Origin of the sequence: Nitrosomonas eutropha (genome assembly GCF_003201195.1) — a bacterium.
Lineage (GTDB): Bacteria > Pseudomonadota > Gammaproteobacteria > Burkholderiales > Nitrosomonadaceae > Nitrosomonas > Nitrosomonas eutropha.
This window is the reverse complement of the sequence record NZ_QICQ01000023.1, coordinates 32,985-46,743: the sequence shown is the minus strand read 5'-3', so window position 1 is coordinate 46,743 and position 13,759 is coordinate 32,985. Positions and strand designations below refer to the sequence as shown.

General features: G+C 48.2%; 15 protein-coding genes and 1 other RNA gene. 7 read left to right on the top strand and 9 right to left on the bottom strand.

Annotated elements, in window-relative coordinates; translation table 11 throughout:
• Positions 1-274: hypothetical protein (locus C8R14_RS14130; RefSeq protein WP_258333070.1), on the top strand; the 274-nt coding region annotated here is incomplete at its 5' end.
• Here C8R14_RS14130 and C8R14_RS14415 read toward each other — a convergent pair.
• The 7 genes from C8R14_RS14415 to C8R14_RS09105 form a co-directional block, all read right to left on the bottom strand.
• Positions 171-389: a helix-turn-helix transcriptional regulator gene (locus C8R14_RS14415; protein WP_373605812.1), complete on the bottom strand. Its 219-nt coding sequence runs from the start codon at positions 387-389 to the stop codon at positions 171-173. The genes C8R14_RS14130 and C8R14_RS14415 overlap by 104 nt on opposite strands.
• 84 nt (positions 390-473) lie before the next feature.
• Positions 474-986 carry a hypothetical protein gene (locus C8R14_RS09130; protein WP_011635464.1) on the bottom strand — a complete coding sequence of 171 codons (513 nt, stop codon included), beginning with the start codon at positions 984-986 and terminating at the stop codon, positions 474-476.
• On the bottom strand, positions 986-2,251 hold the full coding sequence (locus tag C8R14_RS09125) for a tyrosine-type recombinase/integrase (RefSeq protein WP_011635465.1): 1,266 nt from the start codon (positions 2,249-2,251) through the stop codon (positions 986-988). Before C8R14_RS09125 ends, C8R14_RS09130 begins: the two co-directional genes overlap by 1 nt.
• Before the next feature lie 186 nt (positions 2,252-2,437).
• Positions 2,438-2,798: a transfer-messenger RNA gene (ssrA, locus tag C8R14_RS09120) on the bottom strand.
• Between the two features lie 67 nt (positions 2,799-2,865).
• On the bottom strand, positions 2,866-3,516 hold the full coding sequence (locus C8R14_RS09115; RefSeq protein ID WP_011635466.1) for an HAD family hydrolase: 651 nt from the start codon (positions 3,514-3,516) through the stop codon (positions 2,866-2,868).
• A 28-nt stretch (positions 3,517-3,544) separates the two neighbouring features.
• Positions 3,545-4,249: a bifunctional 2-polyprenyl-6-hydroxyphenol methylase/3-demethylubiquinol 3-O-methyltransferase UbiG gene (ubiG, locus tag C8R14_RS09110; RefSeq protein WP_041353606.1), complete on the bottom strand. Its 705-nt coding sequence runs from the start codon at positions 4,247-4,249 to the stop codon at positions 3,545-3,547.
• Between the two features lie 228 nt (positions 4,250-4,477).
• Positions 4,478-5,173: an OmpA family protein gene (locus tag C8R14_RS09105; protein ID WP_011635468.1), complete on the bottom strand. Its 696-nt coding sequence runs from the start codon at positions 5,171-5,173 to the stop codon at positions 4,478-4,480.
• A gap of 358 nt (positions 5,174-5,531) precedes the next feature.
• Between C8R14_RS09105 and C8R14_RS09095 the strand changes: the two genes are divergently transcribed.
• From C8R14_RS09095 to mutM, 4 genes are read left to right on the top strand one after another with little or no spacing between them, the layout of a single operon-like run.
• A complete protein-coding gene (locus C8R14_RS09095; protein WP_011635469.1) occupies positions 5,532-6,290 on the top strand; it encodes an ABC transporter ATP-binding protein in 759 nt (252 codons plus the stop codon).
• Positions 6,287-7,033 carry an ABC transporter permease gene (locus tag C8R14_RS09090; protein ID WP_011635470.1) on the top strand — a complete coding sequence of 249 codons (747 nt, stop codon included), beginning with the start codon at positions 6,287-6,289 and terminating at the stop codon, positions 7,031-7,033. Before C8R14_RS09095 ends, C8R14_RS09090 begins: the two co-directional genes overlap by 4 nt.
• 23 nt (positions 7,034-7,056) lie before the next feature.
• Complete coding sequence (locus C8R14_RS09085; protein WP_011635471.1) at positions 7,057-8,409, top strand: GldG family protein; 1,353 nt, start codon at positions 7,057-7,059, stop codon at positions 8,407-8,409.
• Between the two features lie 45 nt (positions 8,410-8,454).
• Positions 8,455-9,270: a bifunctional DNA-formamidopyrimidine glycosylase/DNA-(apurinic or apyrimidinic site) lyase gene (gene mutM / locus C8R14_RS09080; RefSeq protein ID WP_011635472.1), complete on the top strand. Its 816-nt coding sequence runs from the start codon at positions 8,455-8,457 to the stop codon at positions 9,268-9,270.
• Positions 9,271-9,304: 34 nt separating this feature from the next.
• Here the strand turns inward: mutM and C8R14_RS09075 are convergent, their stop codons facing one another.
• Together C8R14_RS09075 and typA are read right to left on the bottom strand one after the other, a co-directional pair.
• Entirely contained in the window at positions 9,305-9,901 is a 597-nt protein-coding gene (locus C8R14_RS09075; RefSeq protein WP_110332603.1) for a DsbA family protein, read from the bottom strand.
• A 53-nt stretch (positions 9,902-9,954) separates the two neighbouring features.
• Positions 9,955-11,769 (bottom strand): translational GTPase TypA, encoded by a 1,815-nt coding sequence (gene typA, locus C8R14_RS09070; protein WP_011635474.1) that lies wholly within the window; start codon positions 11,767-11,769, stop codon positions 9,955-9,957.
• 132 nt (positions 11,770-11,901) lie between these two features.
• On the opposite strand from typA, the gene C8R14_RS09065 reads away from it, so the two are divergent.
• Both C8R14_RS09065 and ribBA read left to right on the top strand, forming a co-directional pair.
• A complete protein-coding gene (locus C8R14_RS09065; RefSeq protein ID WP_011635475.1) occupies positions 11,902-12,507 on the top strand; it encodes a riboflavin synthase in 606 nt (201 codons plus the stop codon).
• Complete coding sequence (ribBA, locus tag C8R14_RS09060; RefSeq protein WP_011635476.1) at positions 12,504-13,613, top strand: bifunctional 3,4-dihydroxy-2-butanone-4-phosphate synthase/GTP cyclohydrolase II; 1,110 nt, start codon at positions 12,504-12,506, stop codon at positions 13,611-13,613. The genes C8R14_RS09065 and ribBA overlap by 4 nt, the downstream gene beginning before the upstream one ends.
• The last annotated feature ends 146 nt before the right edge of the window (positions 13,614-13,759 follow it).

The window sequence follows — 13,759 nt, the reverse complement described above, 5'->3', positions numbered from 1 at the left end:
TCTCGGCAAACTTCTCTCGGCTGATGTCACTGGCGTATTTTGGTCTCTTCATCTATTTATTATCAGGGGTGAGAAACAGATTGTAAACAGACTCTTAACATGTACAACATTATTTGCTATACTATCAATGACTTGTGTGGCTGCTGCATTTCCGAGTGTGGTGGCCATTTTTATTTATCCTCCCCGTTTTCTAGCAGCTTGCGTAAGTCAGAAACCCGCCATGCTGTTGTTCGCTTACCCAGCTTTACACCAGCAGGATAAATACCCTTTTTAACGCCTGCGTACCAGCTTGACCTACAAACTGGGAAAACTGCTAAAACTTCCGGCAGACGAAGAAAACCCTCTTGTGTCAGAGGGTTAGTTGTACCTTTCTGCATATCAGACTCCATATTTAAACTGTGATGGAGTGATTCTATGTCTACCGATAGCTAAAAGTTGGGCGCAAAACGTACTTGGGCACTCCCAACCCCCTTTTAACCTGTCTGATCGTTTATATTTCTCCAACGTGCCCACCACGCCCCATCGAGTTCTTTCCTCTTTATCGCGTCTCTGGCGGTTTCCATCTTTTTTACCAGAGCTTTGTAAACCTGCTTCCGCCACCGGCTATCGTCAGAACCATTAACCCCGCACAGCCCCCGAAGTTGTATCTCCTTTACAAAGGATGAGCCATTTTTCAGATAGTCATTTGCAGGCTTTGTGCACTCAAGGTCACCGCCCGGCACCCGCACAAAATAATCTTTGAAAACATAACCCCATACCTTCTGCACTTTGGCCTCAAAAGCGTAATGGTTATGCAGCCCACTACCGCTCAAGCGACAGGTTTCGTCCCTGACCTCCAGCGTACGTACCTCCCCAGGCACAAGGCCGGCTAACCCACTGAACGGCTCATATATATGGGGCACATACCCCATCCCCCACGATGGATCTGGTTCCAGCCATTTGATTATGGCCAGCGGTTTAGGCTGGACAGTCTTTTTACGTGGCATTAGGCCATCCTCCTGGGTAGTGCAATAATCTCAGCACCAGTTTTTAACTTATCCAGATAATCCGCCCAATCCTGCATCATTTGTTTACGCTCCGGTAAGTGCGTAGTTCTGTTATAAGCCCGTCCGTTTGCATCACGCACAGCATGGGCTAACTGGTGTTCAATAAAGTCAGGGCGAACATGTAACTCTTGATCAAGAATAGTCCGAGCCATTGCACGGAACCCGTGGCCGGTCATTTCATCCTTACCAAACCCCATCCGCCGCAGTGCTGCCAGAACCGCGTTATTACTCATTGGGCGGCTAGTGGTACGAGCACCCGGAAACACAAAACGACCACTCCCGGTAAGTGCATATAACTCACGTAATATCTCTACAACCTGGGTGGCCAGAGGCACAAGATGAGGCTCACGCATCTTCATCCGCTCAGCAGGTATATCCCATTCAGCTTGATCAAGGTTAATCTCAACCCATTCAGCGTTACGCAACTCACCCGGACGAACAAAAACATAAGGCGCTATACGTAACGCGCACTTAGTCACAAAATAACCTTGATAACTGTCTATGGCTCGCAGTAACTCACCAACCGCTTGCGGCTCAATGATGGCTGCGTGGTGTGCTGGTTTGGGGGAGGGGAGAAAGTCGCGTAATGAAGGAGCGGGGTTTAGTTCGACACGACCTGTGGCTACTGCGTAGCGGAATATTTGCCCACAATTTTGTAAGGCTCTGTGTGCTGTCTCTTTTGCACCACGTGATTCAATCCTGCCTAATACGCTCAGCAACGCAGGTGCATTAACATCTGTTATATGTTGTTTGCCGATCCAAGGGAAAATATCACGCTCCAGCCGACGGATAATCTTGTCTGCATGAGACGGTGCCCACTCAGTTGAAAACTTGCTGAACCATTCACGGGCAACATCTTCAAATGAGTCTATTGCAGGCAGTCCTTCAGCAATACGCCTATCGGCTTCCCTTTCTGTTGCTTGTTTGGCTTTGTGATCTTTGCGGCTGGTACTGGGGTCTATGCCATTAACAACATCTTGGCGGGCTGCATCAGCCCTATCACGTGCTGCTTTCAGGCTAACAGTTGGGTAAACACCCAAAGATAGAGTTTTACGCTTGCCGTCTATACTGTAGTCAAACCGCCACCATTTAGAATTGTTGGGTTTGATTAACAGGTATAAGCCAGCACCGTCAGATAACCGCTGAGTTTTATCATCAGGTTTTGAATTGCGAATAGCTACATCCGCCAAAAGATGGCGCTTCATGCTGCCTCCAGAACAATGCAGTAACTTTCTACGAAAAAGCAGTAACCCCGGCGGTTACTGTAAAAGTTACTGCATATTATACTGGATTCTACTGCTTGTTACTGGATTTGCTAAGACACTAAAGATCTAATAATGTTATGTTTTCATAAACTTACTAACTTCTTTGGATGTCTCCAAACCCTAAATTGGTGGAGGCGGCGGGAATTGAACCCGCGTCCGCAAGTCCTCTACAGACAGTTCTACATACTTAGCCATGTTGTTTAATTTAACCTGGCATCCGCCAACCGGCAAGCTGATGATAGGCGAGTTACCTATTTTTTAACGCTTTGTAAAGTAACCCTGCAAAGCGCGATCCTCGTTAGTGACTCCACTGTCTGTTGCCAGACCCAGCGTTGAGGCCCACTGGCGTGGAGTTTAGCCGGATTAAGCGGCTAAAGCGTAGTTTTCGTCGTTTGCGACTATTTTTTTCTCAGCTGTTTTACGAGGGTACTGAACCTCGGTATGCCCTGCGCTGCTTTGCAACCCACGTCGAAACCGGATCGCCCCCGAACATGAATTCTTAATGTATAAGAGCTGGTGTGGCTCAGAAAGTTCAACCGGAAAATTGTAACAGATTAAATATACCGTAATAGATCACCTGGGTGGTTAATTAGTTCAAATGCTCCCCATGTTGCCGGTGGATCACCGGTACCGAGATAACCATAAAGCGCTACAATCGGTTTTATTCCAGCAGCAAGGCTGGCTTGCACATCACGAATATCATCTCCCAGATAAATACAATGATCAGGAGCTACGTTTATCTGACGACAAGCAGTAAGCAATGGTTCCGGATGAGGCTTGGTGTAGGTAGTATCATCTCCACTGATAATACAGGCTGCACGGTGATGTAATCCAAGCAGGTGTATGAGCGGCCGAGTGAATCTTGCCGGCTTATTAGTGACGATTCCCCATGGGATGGCCTGATCATCCAGTTGTTCCAGTAATTCAGGGATACCTGGAAACAGGCGAGTATCCTGGCAAAGCTGTTCGGTATAAAAGGAGAGAAACTCCTCCCGCATGACCTGGTAACCGGGATCATCCGGTTTCAAACCAAAACCAAGATTCAACAACCCACGTGCGCCAGCAGACGCAACGGTACGGATCAGTTCGATCGACAGAGGCGGCTGATCATGCGCAATACGCTGCCTGTTGAGTGCGCGGCCAAGATCCGGTGCTGTGTCCGCAATGGTGCCGTCGAAATCGAACAGGACAGCTTTTCTGATCATCAGGAATATTTGATGTGCTTGTATTAAATCAGGCTTGGAATGTCATGATGTAGTTGACACTGGTATCAGCTTCCAGAGCATAGATTTTTGTGATTGGATTGTAGGTCATACCGATAATCCCGGACTCTATCAATCCGGCAGTACGCGCCATGCGCGCCAGTTCAGAAGGTTTAATAAATTTTGCGTACTCATGCGTTCCTCGTGGCAGCAATCGAAGAATATATTCAGCACCAATGATGGCATAAAGATACGCTTTCAGATTACGGTTCAAGGTCGAAAAAAATACCCATCCACCATTTTTTACAAGACGGGCACATGATTGAATGACGCTGGCAGGATCCGGTACATGTTCCAGCATCTCCATGCAGGTAACAATGTCATAATGCTGAGGAAGTTCCACCGCAAGCGCTTCCACAGTTATTTTACGATAATCAACCTGATGACCACTTTCCAGAAGATGTAATTTTGCTACTTTCAGCGCCTTGTCGCTCAGGTCAATCCCCGTCACCCTGGCACCACGTGCTGCCATGGATTCGGATAATATCCCGCCGCCACAACCGACATCGACAACTGTTTTTCCATCCAACCCTGCAATTTCGTCAATATAGTTCAACCGAAGTGGATTGATTTCATGCAACGGTTTGAATTCACTGTTTGGATCCCACCAGTGATGCGCCAGTTGACTGAATTTCTCCAGTTCCATTGGATCTGCGTTGATGCCATCATTTTTCATACAATAATTTGCCTGCAAATTTAACTGAAAAGATACTTTTGTCAATAACTGCATCCCTGTACAGTTTAGCTTTGTTCAGGGTATCAAGTTCTCGATTACCCAGCAATATCCGCTTGAACGATCAATGATTAATCGGACAGGACAGGGTCACTTTTCATGCTTTCATAGCCAAAAGCCCTGCACGCTGGCAGGGCTTTTAGGTGATCCACGTTGAATGCGCGGTAAATTTTAGTTAATGGTTTCTCTCGTACCAGCCACTTCAATTTCCACACGACGATCCGGTGCCAGGCAATTAATTAATGTTCTGGTTGCTTTAGTGCCCTGGCAAGAATCACCGGTAACCGGATTTGCTTTACCTTTACCGTCGGTAAAGATACGATCTGCACCGATTCCCTTGGAAACCAGATAGTTTTTGACGGCTTCTGCGCGTCTTACAGAAAGTTTCTTGTTATACGCTTCCGAGCCGATGCGGTCAGTATAGCCTACAGCAATGATCAAATCGTAATTCACCCCTTCCAGGTTTCTGGAAAAATCATCTAGCGCCTGCATACCGGCTGGTTTCAGAACAGCCTTGTCAAAATCAAACAATGCATCTGCCGAGAAAGATACTTTCTCAGGTTCAGTCACGACCGGCACTACCGGTGGCGGGGCCTCAACAACTTGCTCTGGTTGCTTGACCAGATCAGGATCACATTCATAAATAGCCTTGGCAGGTGTCCAGTAGCCGGTGCGCCAGCATAGGCCTGTTGAGTTTCTGGCGACAACCCCGTTATCATCCACAGCATAAGCTTCAGCTTTATCTGCCGCGCTGAAGCCTTGTCTTTGTTCTTCATGTAAATTAGCCATTACAATCCCGGATGCCAGCAATCCGGGCAAAATAACGGCTCCCATCAGATATTTCCTGGCTAATATCATTTTTTTCATGCTATTGTCCTTGTTCTTAAGTATAAAAACCTGTATCACAACCACCCACAATCACTTTTTTATACGATCATTCATACTGTTATGACTCTCCCGCTCGTCGTAATCAGATCAGCGTTGCTCGCATACTACCGGCAACGATTATGAGTTGATCCTTTTATCTTTGTCAAACCGAAGTGTATCTTCTGCACAACACTGTATCAAACCACATAGCCCAATGTGGACAAACCTTCGCGCACTTTTAACGATACATACTCCATAAACGGCGCAGCAATTACAGAGTTAACCAAGATTGTCTTTTTAGCCGAAAAATCTGGCAGAGCAGGTAATATAATATGCAAATCTGATAATAAATATTGCCGTGACCCCAAATAATACATATCCAGTTATTGAGGCAGATGGTTTAAAACGCTGCTTCGGCCGTCATGTTGTCGTGCACGAGGTAAACCTGAAATTAGGCTGCGGGGATGTCCTCGGATTTCTGGGTCCAAATGGTGCCGGCAAAAGCACCACCATGCGGATGTTAACCGGGAATCTCGCACCCGACAGTGGGAGCGTCCGGATTTGCGGGGTAGATTTACTGAAAAATCCACTTGAGGCAAAACGTTATATTGGTTATCTGCCTGAAATACCTCCTCTCTATAAAGAATTGACGGTAGATGAGTATTTACAGTTTGCTGCTCGGCTGCACGGTCTTGCTAACACATCGGTACAGATCGCACTGGATGAGGTAAAACAACAATGTGAACTGAGTGATGTGGGAAAGCGGCTGATTGGTATTTTGTCGAAAGGCTATCAACAGCGGGTTGCAATTGCCCAGGCAATTATTCACCGGCCACAACTGATTATTATGGATGAGCCAACCGTCGGTCTTGATCCAAACCAGATACAAAAAGTACGCGCACTGATTCGCGAACTCGGTAAAACTCACGCCATCATTCTCTCCTCCCACATCCTCTCGGAAGTAGAAAGTGTATGTAATCGTGTACAAATCATGCACCAGGGCAGGCTGGTACTGGACGACAATCTGGACAACCTGAAACAGCGAAATATGAACCTGGAAAATATATTTACGCAACTCACGGCAGAGAATGCACCTGCCTGGGAATGGGCGCAATGACGATGTTTACTATCGCCAGCAAAGAACTCAAGTTGTTATTCGTATCATCGCTAGTGTGGGTTTTTCTGGCAGTGATGCAACTGGTGCTGGCCTGGGTATTTCTGGGGCGACTAAATACCTTCCTCGAAATACAGCCTCAACTGGCACAGCTCGCCAATCCACCGGGTATAACTGAAGTAATCGTGGCACCGGTATTCTCCATAGCATCCATCGTACTCCTAGCGGTAACCCCCGTACTAAGCATGCGTTTATTCGCAGAAGAGCGCCGTAACCATACGCTGGTCATGCTGATTTCAGCACCGGTTTCCATACCAGCCATCGTGCTGGGCAAGTTTCTGGCACTCATGATTTTTTTCTGTCTGATGCCGCTGTTAATAGTCATGCTGTCCATTTCATTATTGACAGGGGGCATGCTGGATTTCGGGCTGCTGGGCAGTAATGTAATCGGGCTGATTTTGCTGGCAAGCTGTTTCGCTTCACTGGGGCTGTATATTTCCAGCCTCACGTCCTACCCGGCCATTGCCGCGCTGGGCAGTCTGGGGGTGTTGCTGTGCTTATGGGTAATGGATATCGTGACCATCGAATCAGAAAGTGCTGTACGCCATTTTTCCCTGTTCAGACATTTTGAAAACTTCAATATTGGTCTAATCGATACGTTCAGCCTGGCTTTTCTTCTTCTTTTTGCCATCACCTTTCTGGTGCTGACCATATACCATCTGGATGGAGAGCGGCTGAATGGCTAAGTTTCTGATCCAACCGGTTTTTTATGACCACGTTTAACAAAAAATCAGGATTACGATCCCGCTGGCAAAACGGTCTATTCATTGCCTTGTTCCTGGTATTAGCGGGAGTACTGGGTTATCTGGCGCTGGAGTTTCGTACACAGTGGGATCTCAGTCAGAATAATCGCAACAGCTTGAGTCAGGCCAGCATCGATATATTGCAAAAGTTTGACGGCCCGGTACAAATTACCGTTTATGCAACACAACAGGATTTGCAACTGGGCGATATTCGCGGAATCATCAGCAACTTCGTCAGCGTGTATCAACGAATTAAACCGGATCTGATCCTGAATTTCATTGATCCGGTAGAACAGCCACAGCAGGCGCAAAGCGCAGGTGTCAGGCTTAATGGCGAAATCGTCATCAGTTTCAAGGAACGCAAAGAGCGTCTTGCCACCATTAACGAACAGGCATTTTCGAATGCATTGGTTCGATTGGCGCGCACCGAAAAAAAACAGTTGCTGGTATTGTCTGGCCATGGTGAGCGAAAAATGGATGGTGTCACCCAGCGTGATATGGGGAATTTTAACAAGAAGTTGCTGGAAATCGGTTTCGAAAGCAAACCTTTCAGCTTTACCGATCAACCAGAGATTCCAGATACCGGCATACTGATTATTGCATCCCCGCAGACTGAACTGCTGGAAGGAGAGGTGAAAAAGATACTGGATTACCTTGCCAAAGGTGGAAATTTGCTGTGGCTGGTGGATACAGGCCCCCTGCATGGATTGCTGCCGCTGGCTGAAAAACTCGGCATTGTATTGACACCCGGCGTGGTGGTTGATCCCCAGGCAGATCGGCTGAGAGTACCATCAACGTTTGCGCTGGGAACCCTTTACGGCGCACATGCTGTAACAGAAAATTTTGATTTCATTACGGTATTTCCTTTTACTCGCCAGCTCATCCCCGAGGAAAATACCGATTGGCGCAGTGTCACTCTGGCAGAAGCAGCCCCGCAGGGTTGGGTGGAAACTGGCCCGCTGGAAGGTGAAATCAGTTTTGATGAGGAAAATGATGTTGCAGGTCCGGTGGAGATCGCCGTCGCATTGAACCGGGTGGTAGAAGACCGCGAACAACGGGTTGTCGTCGTTGGCAGCGGACATTTCCTGGCCAACAGTTATCTCGGTAACGGCGGCAACCTGGATTTGGGTATGAATATGATCAACTGGCTCGCCGGAGATGAGTCATTTATCTCGATTCAGCCGCGTGTCACTATCGACAGCCGACTAGAGCTGAGTGAGCTGCAATTAACCCTGATCGCCACTGGTTTTCTCATCGCTCTGCCACTGATATTTCTTGTAAGTGGACTCTTCATCAGCTGGTACCGCAAACGCAGATGACGTGTAATCCAGTTTCTGCTGTTTGCTACAAATTTTTGTCAGATCATGCCGGAACTGCCTGAAGTCGAAGTCACCCGGCGTGGAATAGACGCCCACCTGGCCGGCAGATACATTACACAGGTAAAAATACGAAATTACGCTTTACGCTGGCCGGTATCGCCTGAATTGATCACACTGCTCCCCGGTCAAAGAATTAACACCATTACCAGACGAGCAAAATATCTTCTGTTTGCTTGCAGCAAAGGCACACTTATCATACATCTGGGCATGTCGGGCAGTTTGCGCGTACTACCTGTATCCACGCCGTCATTACTGCATGATCATTTTGAACTGTGGCTGGATAATGAAAAAATGCTGCGTTTTCGTGATCCTCGGCGGTTTGGCGTAATATTGTGGTGGGATGGGGATGTTCGCCAACATCCATTATTGCAAAAGTTGGGCCCTGAACCCCTGAGTGATGCTTTTAATGGATTGTTTCTGCATGAAAAAATACAAAGACGCAGTATCAGCATCAAAGAAGCACTCATGAATCAGCATATCGTGGTCGGCATAGGTAACATTTATGCTAATGAAGCCTTGTTTCATGCCGGTATTTCTCCCCTGATTGCCGCAGGCAGTCTGAGTACGGCGCTTTGTGCGAGATTGGTTGATGCTGTCAAGATGACCTTGCAGCGTGCAATTGAAGCAGGCGGGAGCAGTTTGCGCGATTTTACTGATTGCGATGGTAGCCCAGGTTGCTTTCAGCAACAATATTGGGTGTACGGGCGAACAGGGCAGCCATGCCGGAAATGTGGCGCACTTGTGAGTAAAACTCGCCAGGGACAACGATCCAGCTTTTTCTGTGCGCAGTGCCAAAAATAAAAAAGCCAGTCAAAGATTCAGCTCACGAGCTTAATCAAACCTCATGCTGCTGCAACCAGGTATCCAGCAATCGGCGCAGTGATTCAATCGGACGATAACCTGTGGTGATCAAATGGCGATCTGTTCCGCTTTCGGCCACAAGTGCCGGAAACCCGCTTATACCCCATTGTGCAGCACGATGGAAACCAGCCAAAGTTTGTTGTTTCGCCTCTTCCGATTGAAACACCGAAGCAAACTGCAATGCCGATATATCCAGATCAGCAGCAAGTTTTGCCAGGACGGAAAATTGCGTCACGTCTTTTTGTTCGACATAAAAAGCGTGCTGTATCGCAGCAAAAAGGGGAAATATTTTTTCCGATTCGATCAATGACATACTGACAACGCTCCGACAGGCAGGTTCAGTATCGTAAATGAATCCCTCCGGCAGGGCATTTTCAAAGGTAAAAGGTTGGCCAGTCTTGGTATGCACCGTATGCCAATGCTGCAGAATTTGTGCTTTTTTTTCTGGTAAAAGCGGCATATTCGTTCCTGGCCGCAGCCCTCCGGGCATCAACTCTATCGTCAAGGATGCCGAATATTCCTGCCTAATTTGCTCGATAACCGGCGCAAACCCCCAGCACCATGAGCACATGGGGTCAGCGATATACCATAGAACCAATTTTTTATATCTGCTGCCAGGAAACATCAGGCAACGGAGCGGCCCGCCCGTTTACGCTCGTGTTCCAGCAGGAAACGTTTACGGATACGGATACTTTTTGGAGTAATTTCAACCAACTCATCATCCGTAATGAATTCAACTGCTGATTCCAATGTCAACTGAATCGGGGGTGTCAGCACAACCGCCTCATCATGGCCGGATGCCCGGATATTAGTCAGTTGTTTACCTTTGATCGGGTTAACGACGAGATCATTCTCACGGGTATGTATGCCAATCACCATCCCTTCATAAACCGGCTCACCGGGGCTGACAAACATGCGGCCACGCTCCTGTAGCTTCCAGAGCGCGTAAGCCACTACCTCACCATATTCTGCCGAGATCAGCACACCATTTTTACGTGAAGCAATATCCGGCCGCATCGGTGCATATTCATCGAAGATATGGCTTATGATGCCAGTGCCGCGCGTCAGTGTCATAAATTCGGATTGGAATCCAATCAGGCCGCGTGCAGGAATACGATAATCCAGCCTGACCCGGCCACGCCCGTCACTTATCATATCCAGCAGATCACCACGGCGTGTTCCCAATGTCTCCATCACCGCTCCCTGGTGGGTTTCATCAATATCAATCGTCAATATCTCGAACGGTTCGCACTTAACGCCATCAATTTCCCGGATAACCACCTTGGGGCGAGACACCGCCAGCTCATAACCTTCCCGACGCATGTTTTCAAGCAGAATTGTCAAATGCAGCTCACCACGCCCAGAAACAAGAAATGAATCGGTTTCGCCGGTTTCTTCCAGCTTCAATGCAACATTGGTCAGCAATTCTTTTTCAAGGCGCTCGCGCAACTGGCGGCTGGTAATAAATTTACCCTCCTTGCCGGCAAAAGGTGAAGTATTGACCTGAAAATTCATTGAAAGCGTTGGTTCATCAACCTTTGGCATCGGCAAAGCTTCCGGGCGATCAGTATCCGCCAGCGTCGTGCCAATACTGAGCTCATCAATCCCGCTGATCAACACAATTTCGCCCGCAGCTGCTTCACTCAACTGAACCCGATCCAGTCCGCTAAAAGCAGATATCTGGTTGACACGCGCTTTTTTCGGTGTTTGTCCACCCGTCATTACCATCACTTCCTGCCCCGATTTCAGACGACCCCGGCTGATTCTGCCAATACCAAGACGCCCAACAAAACTGGAATAATCAAGCGCACTGATTTGCAGTTGCAGCGGCTGATCAGGATCTCCTGTCGGTGCGGGTACATGCTTGAGTATCAGATCAAACAGCGGACGCATATCGCTGCCAGGCTGTTTGGGATCCGATGTGGCATAACCGTTGAGTCCGGAAGCGTAGATCACCGGGAAATCCAGTTGTTCTTCGGTAGCATTCAATTTATCGAACAAATCGAATGTCTGGTTCACCACCCAATCCGGCCGGGCACCGGGACGGTCTATCTTGTTAATCACCACAATCGGGCACAAACCGGCTGCCAGCGCCTTGCGAGTGACGAAACGGGTTTGCGGCATAGGGCCCTCAACCGCATCCACCAGCAACAACACACCATCCACCATTGACAGCACACGCTCGACTTCTCCGCCAAAATCGGCGTGGCCCGGGGTATCCACAATATTGATATGTACGCCGGCATAATCGATTGCACAATTTTTGGAAAAAATCGTGATTCCGCGTTCGCGCTCAATATCATCAGAATCCATCACCCGTTCAGCAATGGTCTGGTGAGCAGCAAAGGTGCCGGCCTGATGCAGCAGCTTATCCACCATCGTGGTCTTGCCATGGTCCACATGGGCGATAATGGCGATATTACGGAGCAGGCGTGTCATAATTGAAAGTTCCTCGGAAATCGGCCCGGGCAATCCCGGATAAACTGTTGATTATAACAGTGTTCGAACTATCAGACTGACCGGGGTATTATCTATTTACAATGGAATTTGTTTCAAAACTCGGGAAAAGGCATGTTTACTGGAATCATCAAAGCAGTTGGCCGTATCAGGCACGTCTATCCCAAAGAAGACGCTGTTCGTATCCATATTGATCCCGGCAAGCTGGATCTCACAGATGTCGCCATTGGGGATAGTATTGCCGTCAATGGTGCCTGTCTGACACTCACTGCATTTGAGGAAGGGTGCTTCACCGTCGATGTATCCGGTGAAACATTGAGTTGTACACATGGTCTGGATATTCCCGGCAATCCGGTCAACCTGGAAAAAGCGTTACGATTTTCTGATCGGCTCGATGGTCACCTGGTCAGCGGGCATGTGGAAGGAGTCGGTGAAGTTGTACAATTCACACAAGCAGGTGATCGCTGCCTGCTGGCAATCCAGCCGCCGCCACAATTGTTTAAATATATTATCCCCAAGGGGTCAATTACGATCGATGGCGTCAGTCTTACGGTGAATCAGGTGGCATCTGAACGGGTTGAAATCAACCTTATTCCCCATACATTAGCCAATACAACTTTCAAACAGTTTGAGCCCGGCAAAAAAGTGAATCTCGAAACAGATATGATAGCGAAATACGTGGCACGTTTACTCGATCAGGCACAAGGCAAGCAATCATGACAATCTCATCGATTGAAGAAGTTCTGGCAGACTTCAAAAATGGAAAGATGGTTATCCTCATTGACGAGGAAAATCGTGAGAATGAGGGCGATCTGGTACTGGCGGCTGATTTTATTACGCCCGAAGCAATCAATTTCATGGCCAGATACGGCAGGGGATTGATCTGCCTGACATTGACAGAAGAGCGTTGCCGTCAGCTTAAGCTGCCCATGATGGTTGCCGACAATCATTCGCCATTGGGCACCAATTTCACTGCCTCCATTGAAGCAGCCAGCGGTGTAACAACCGGAATTTCCGCTGCCGATCGCGCCCGTACTGTTCAAACAGCCGTCCAAGCGGATGCTAAACCGGAAGATCTGGTTCAACCCGGCCATATTTTTCCGCTCAAAGCGCAGAAGGGTGGGGTGCTGGCACGCGCCGGCCATACCGAAGCTGGCTGTGATCTGGCGCGGCTGGCGGGTTTAACCGAGGCCGCAGTGATTTGCGAGATTCTGAAAGAAAACGGTGAAATGGCAAGGCTGCCAGATCTAATCGAATTCTCCGATGAGCACCATCTCAAGATCGGGACAATTGCTGATCTCATTCATTATCGCCGTCTCACAGAAAGCCTGGTCACACGAACGACTGAACGTCCCTTACAAACTGCTCACGGAGAATTCAGACTGATTGCCTACCATGATAAGATTGCCGGCGTCACTCATCTCGCGCTGGTAAAAGGGACATGGAATACCGGTGAGGAAATACTGGTACGAGTGCACGAACCGCTGACGGTGATTGATCTGCTGGAAATTGATGATTACACTCACTCCTGGAGTATTCATGATGCAATGGCAGCCATCACACATGCCGGAAAGGGCGTAGTCGTGCTGCTACAGCGCAAAAATGATGCCAGCGTGTTAACTGAGCGGATTCTGCAAACCACACCGCATCCAGCGGATAAACCCGTATCGGATCTGCGCCATCATGGTATCGGTGCGCAGATTCTTAAAGATCTAGGAGTCAGTAAAATGCGCCTGCTGGCAACCCCTCGCAGAATGCCTAGTATGACCGGCTTTGGTCTGGAAGTTACCGGGTATCTGGAACCGGAAGATCGCGATCGCGTGTAAAAATCTGTTCAAAGTCTCGATCAAGGGATGCAAGGCAAGGCAAAATTGAACGAGAAAGCGGAGCATACTTGAAATATGTGAGCATTTTGAGTTCAATTTCAACGCCGTAATGCGCCCTTCCGTGAGCTATTGAACAGGTTCTAAGA

What these genes read in the sequence shown, in the direction of transcription:
- C8R14_RS09075 (WP_110332603.1), bottom strand. Translation starts at nt 9,901, where the DNA reads ATGTGCTCATGGTGCTGGGGGTTTGCGCCGGTTATCGAGCAAATTAGG.
- C8R14_RS09125 (WP_011635465.1), bottom strand. Translation starts at nt 2,251, where the DNA reads ATGAAGCGCCATCTTTTGGCGGATGTAGCTATTCGCAATTCAAAACCT.
- C8R14_RS09130 (WP_011635464.1), bottom strand. Translation starts at nt 986, where the DNA reads ATGCCACGTAAAAAGACTGTCCAGCCTAAACCGCTGGCCATAATCAAA.
- C8R14_RS09090 (WP_011635470.1), top strand. Translation starts at nt 6,287, where the DNA reads ATGACGATGTTTACTATCGCCAGCAAAGAACTCAAGTTGTTATTCGTA.
- C8R14_RS09115 (WP_011635466.1), bottom strand. Translation starts at nt 3,516, where the DNA reads ATGATCAGAAAAGCTGTCCTGTTCGATTTCGACGGCACCATTGCGGAC.
- ribBA (WP_011635476.1), top strand. Translation starts at nt 12,504, where the DNA reads ATGACAATCTCATCGATTGAAGAAGTTCTGGCAGACTTCAAAAATGGA.
- C8R14_RS09105 (WP_011635468.1), bottom strand. Translation starts at nt 5,173, where the DNA reads ATGAAAAAAATGATATTAGCCAGGAAATATCTGATGGGAGCCGTTATT.
- typA (WP_011635474.1), bottom strand. Translation starts at nt 11,769, where the DNA reads ATGACACGCCTGCTCCGTAATATCGCCATTATCGCCCATGTGGACCAT.
- C8R14_RS09085 (WP_011635471.1), top strand. Translation starts at nt 7,057, where the DNA reads ATGACCACGTTTAACAAAAAATCAGGATTACGATCCCGCTGGCAAAAC.
- ubiG (WP_041353606.1), bottom strand. Translation starts at nt 4,249, where the DNA reads ATGAAAAATGATGGCATCAACGCAGATCCAATGGAACTGGAGAAATTC.
- mutM (WP_011635472.1), top strand. Translation starts at nt 8,455, where the DNA reads ATGCCGGAACTGCCTGAAGTCGAAGTCACCCGGCGTGGAATAGACGCC.
- C8R14_RS14415 (WP_373605812.1), bottom strand. Translation starts at nt 389, where the DNA reads ATGGAGTCTGATATGCAGAAAGGTACAACTAACCCTCTGACACAAGAG.
- C8R14_RS09065 (WP_011635475.1), top strand. Translation starts at nt 11,902, where the DNA reads ATGTTTACTGGAATCATCAAAGCAGTTGGCCGTATCAGGCACGTCTAT.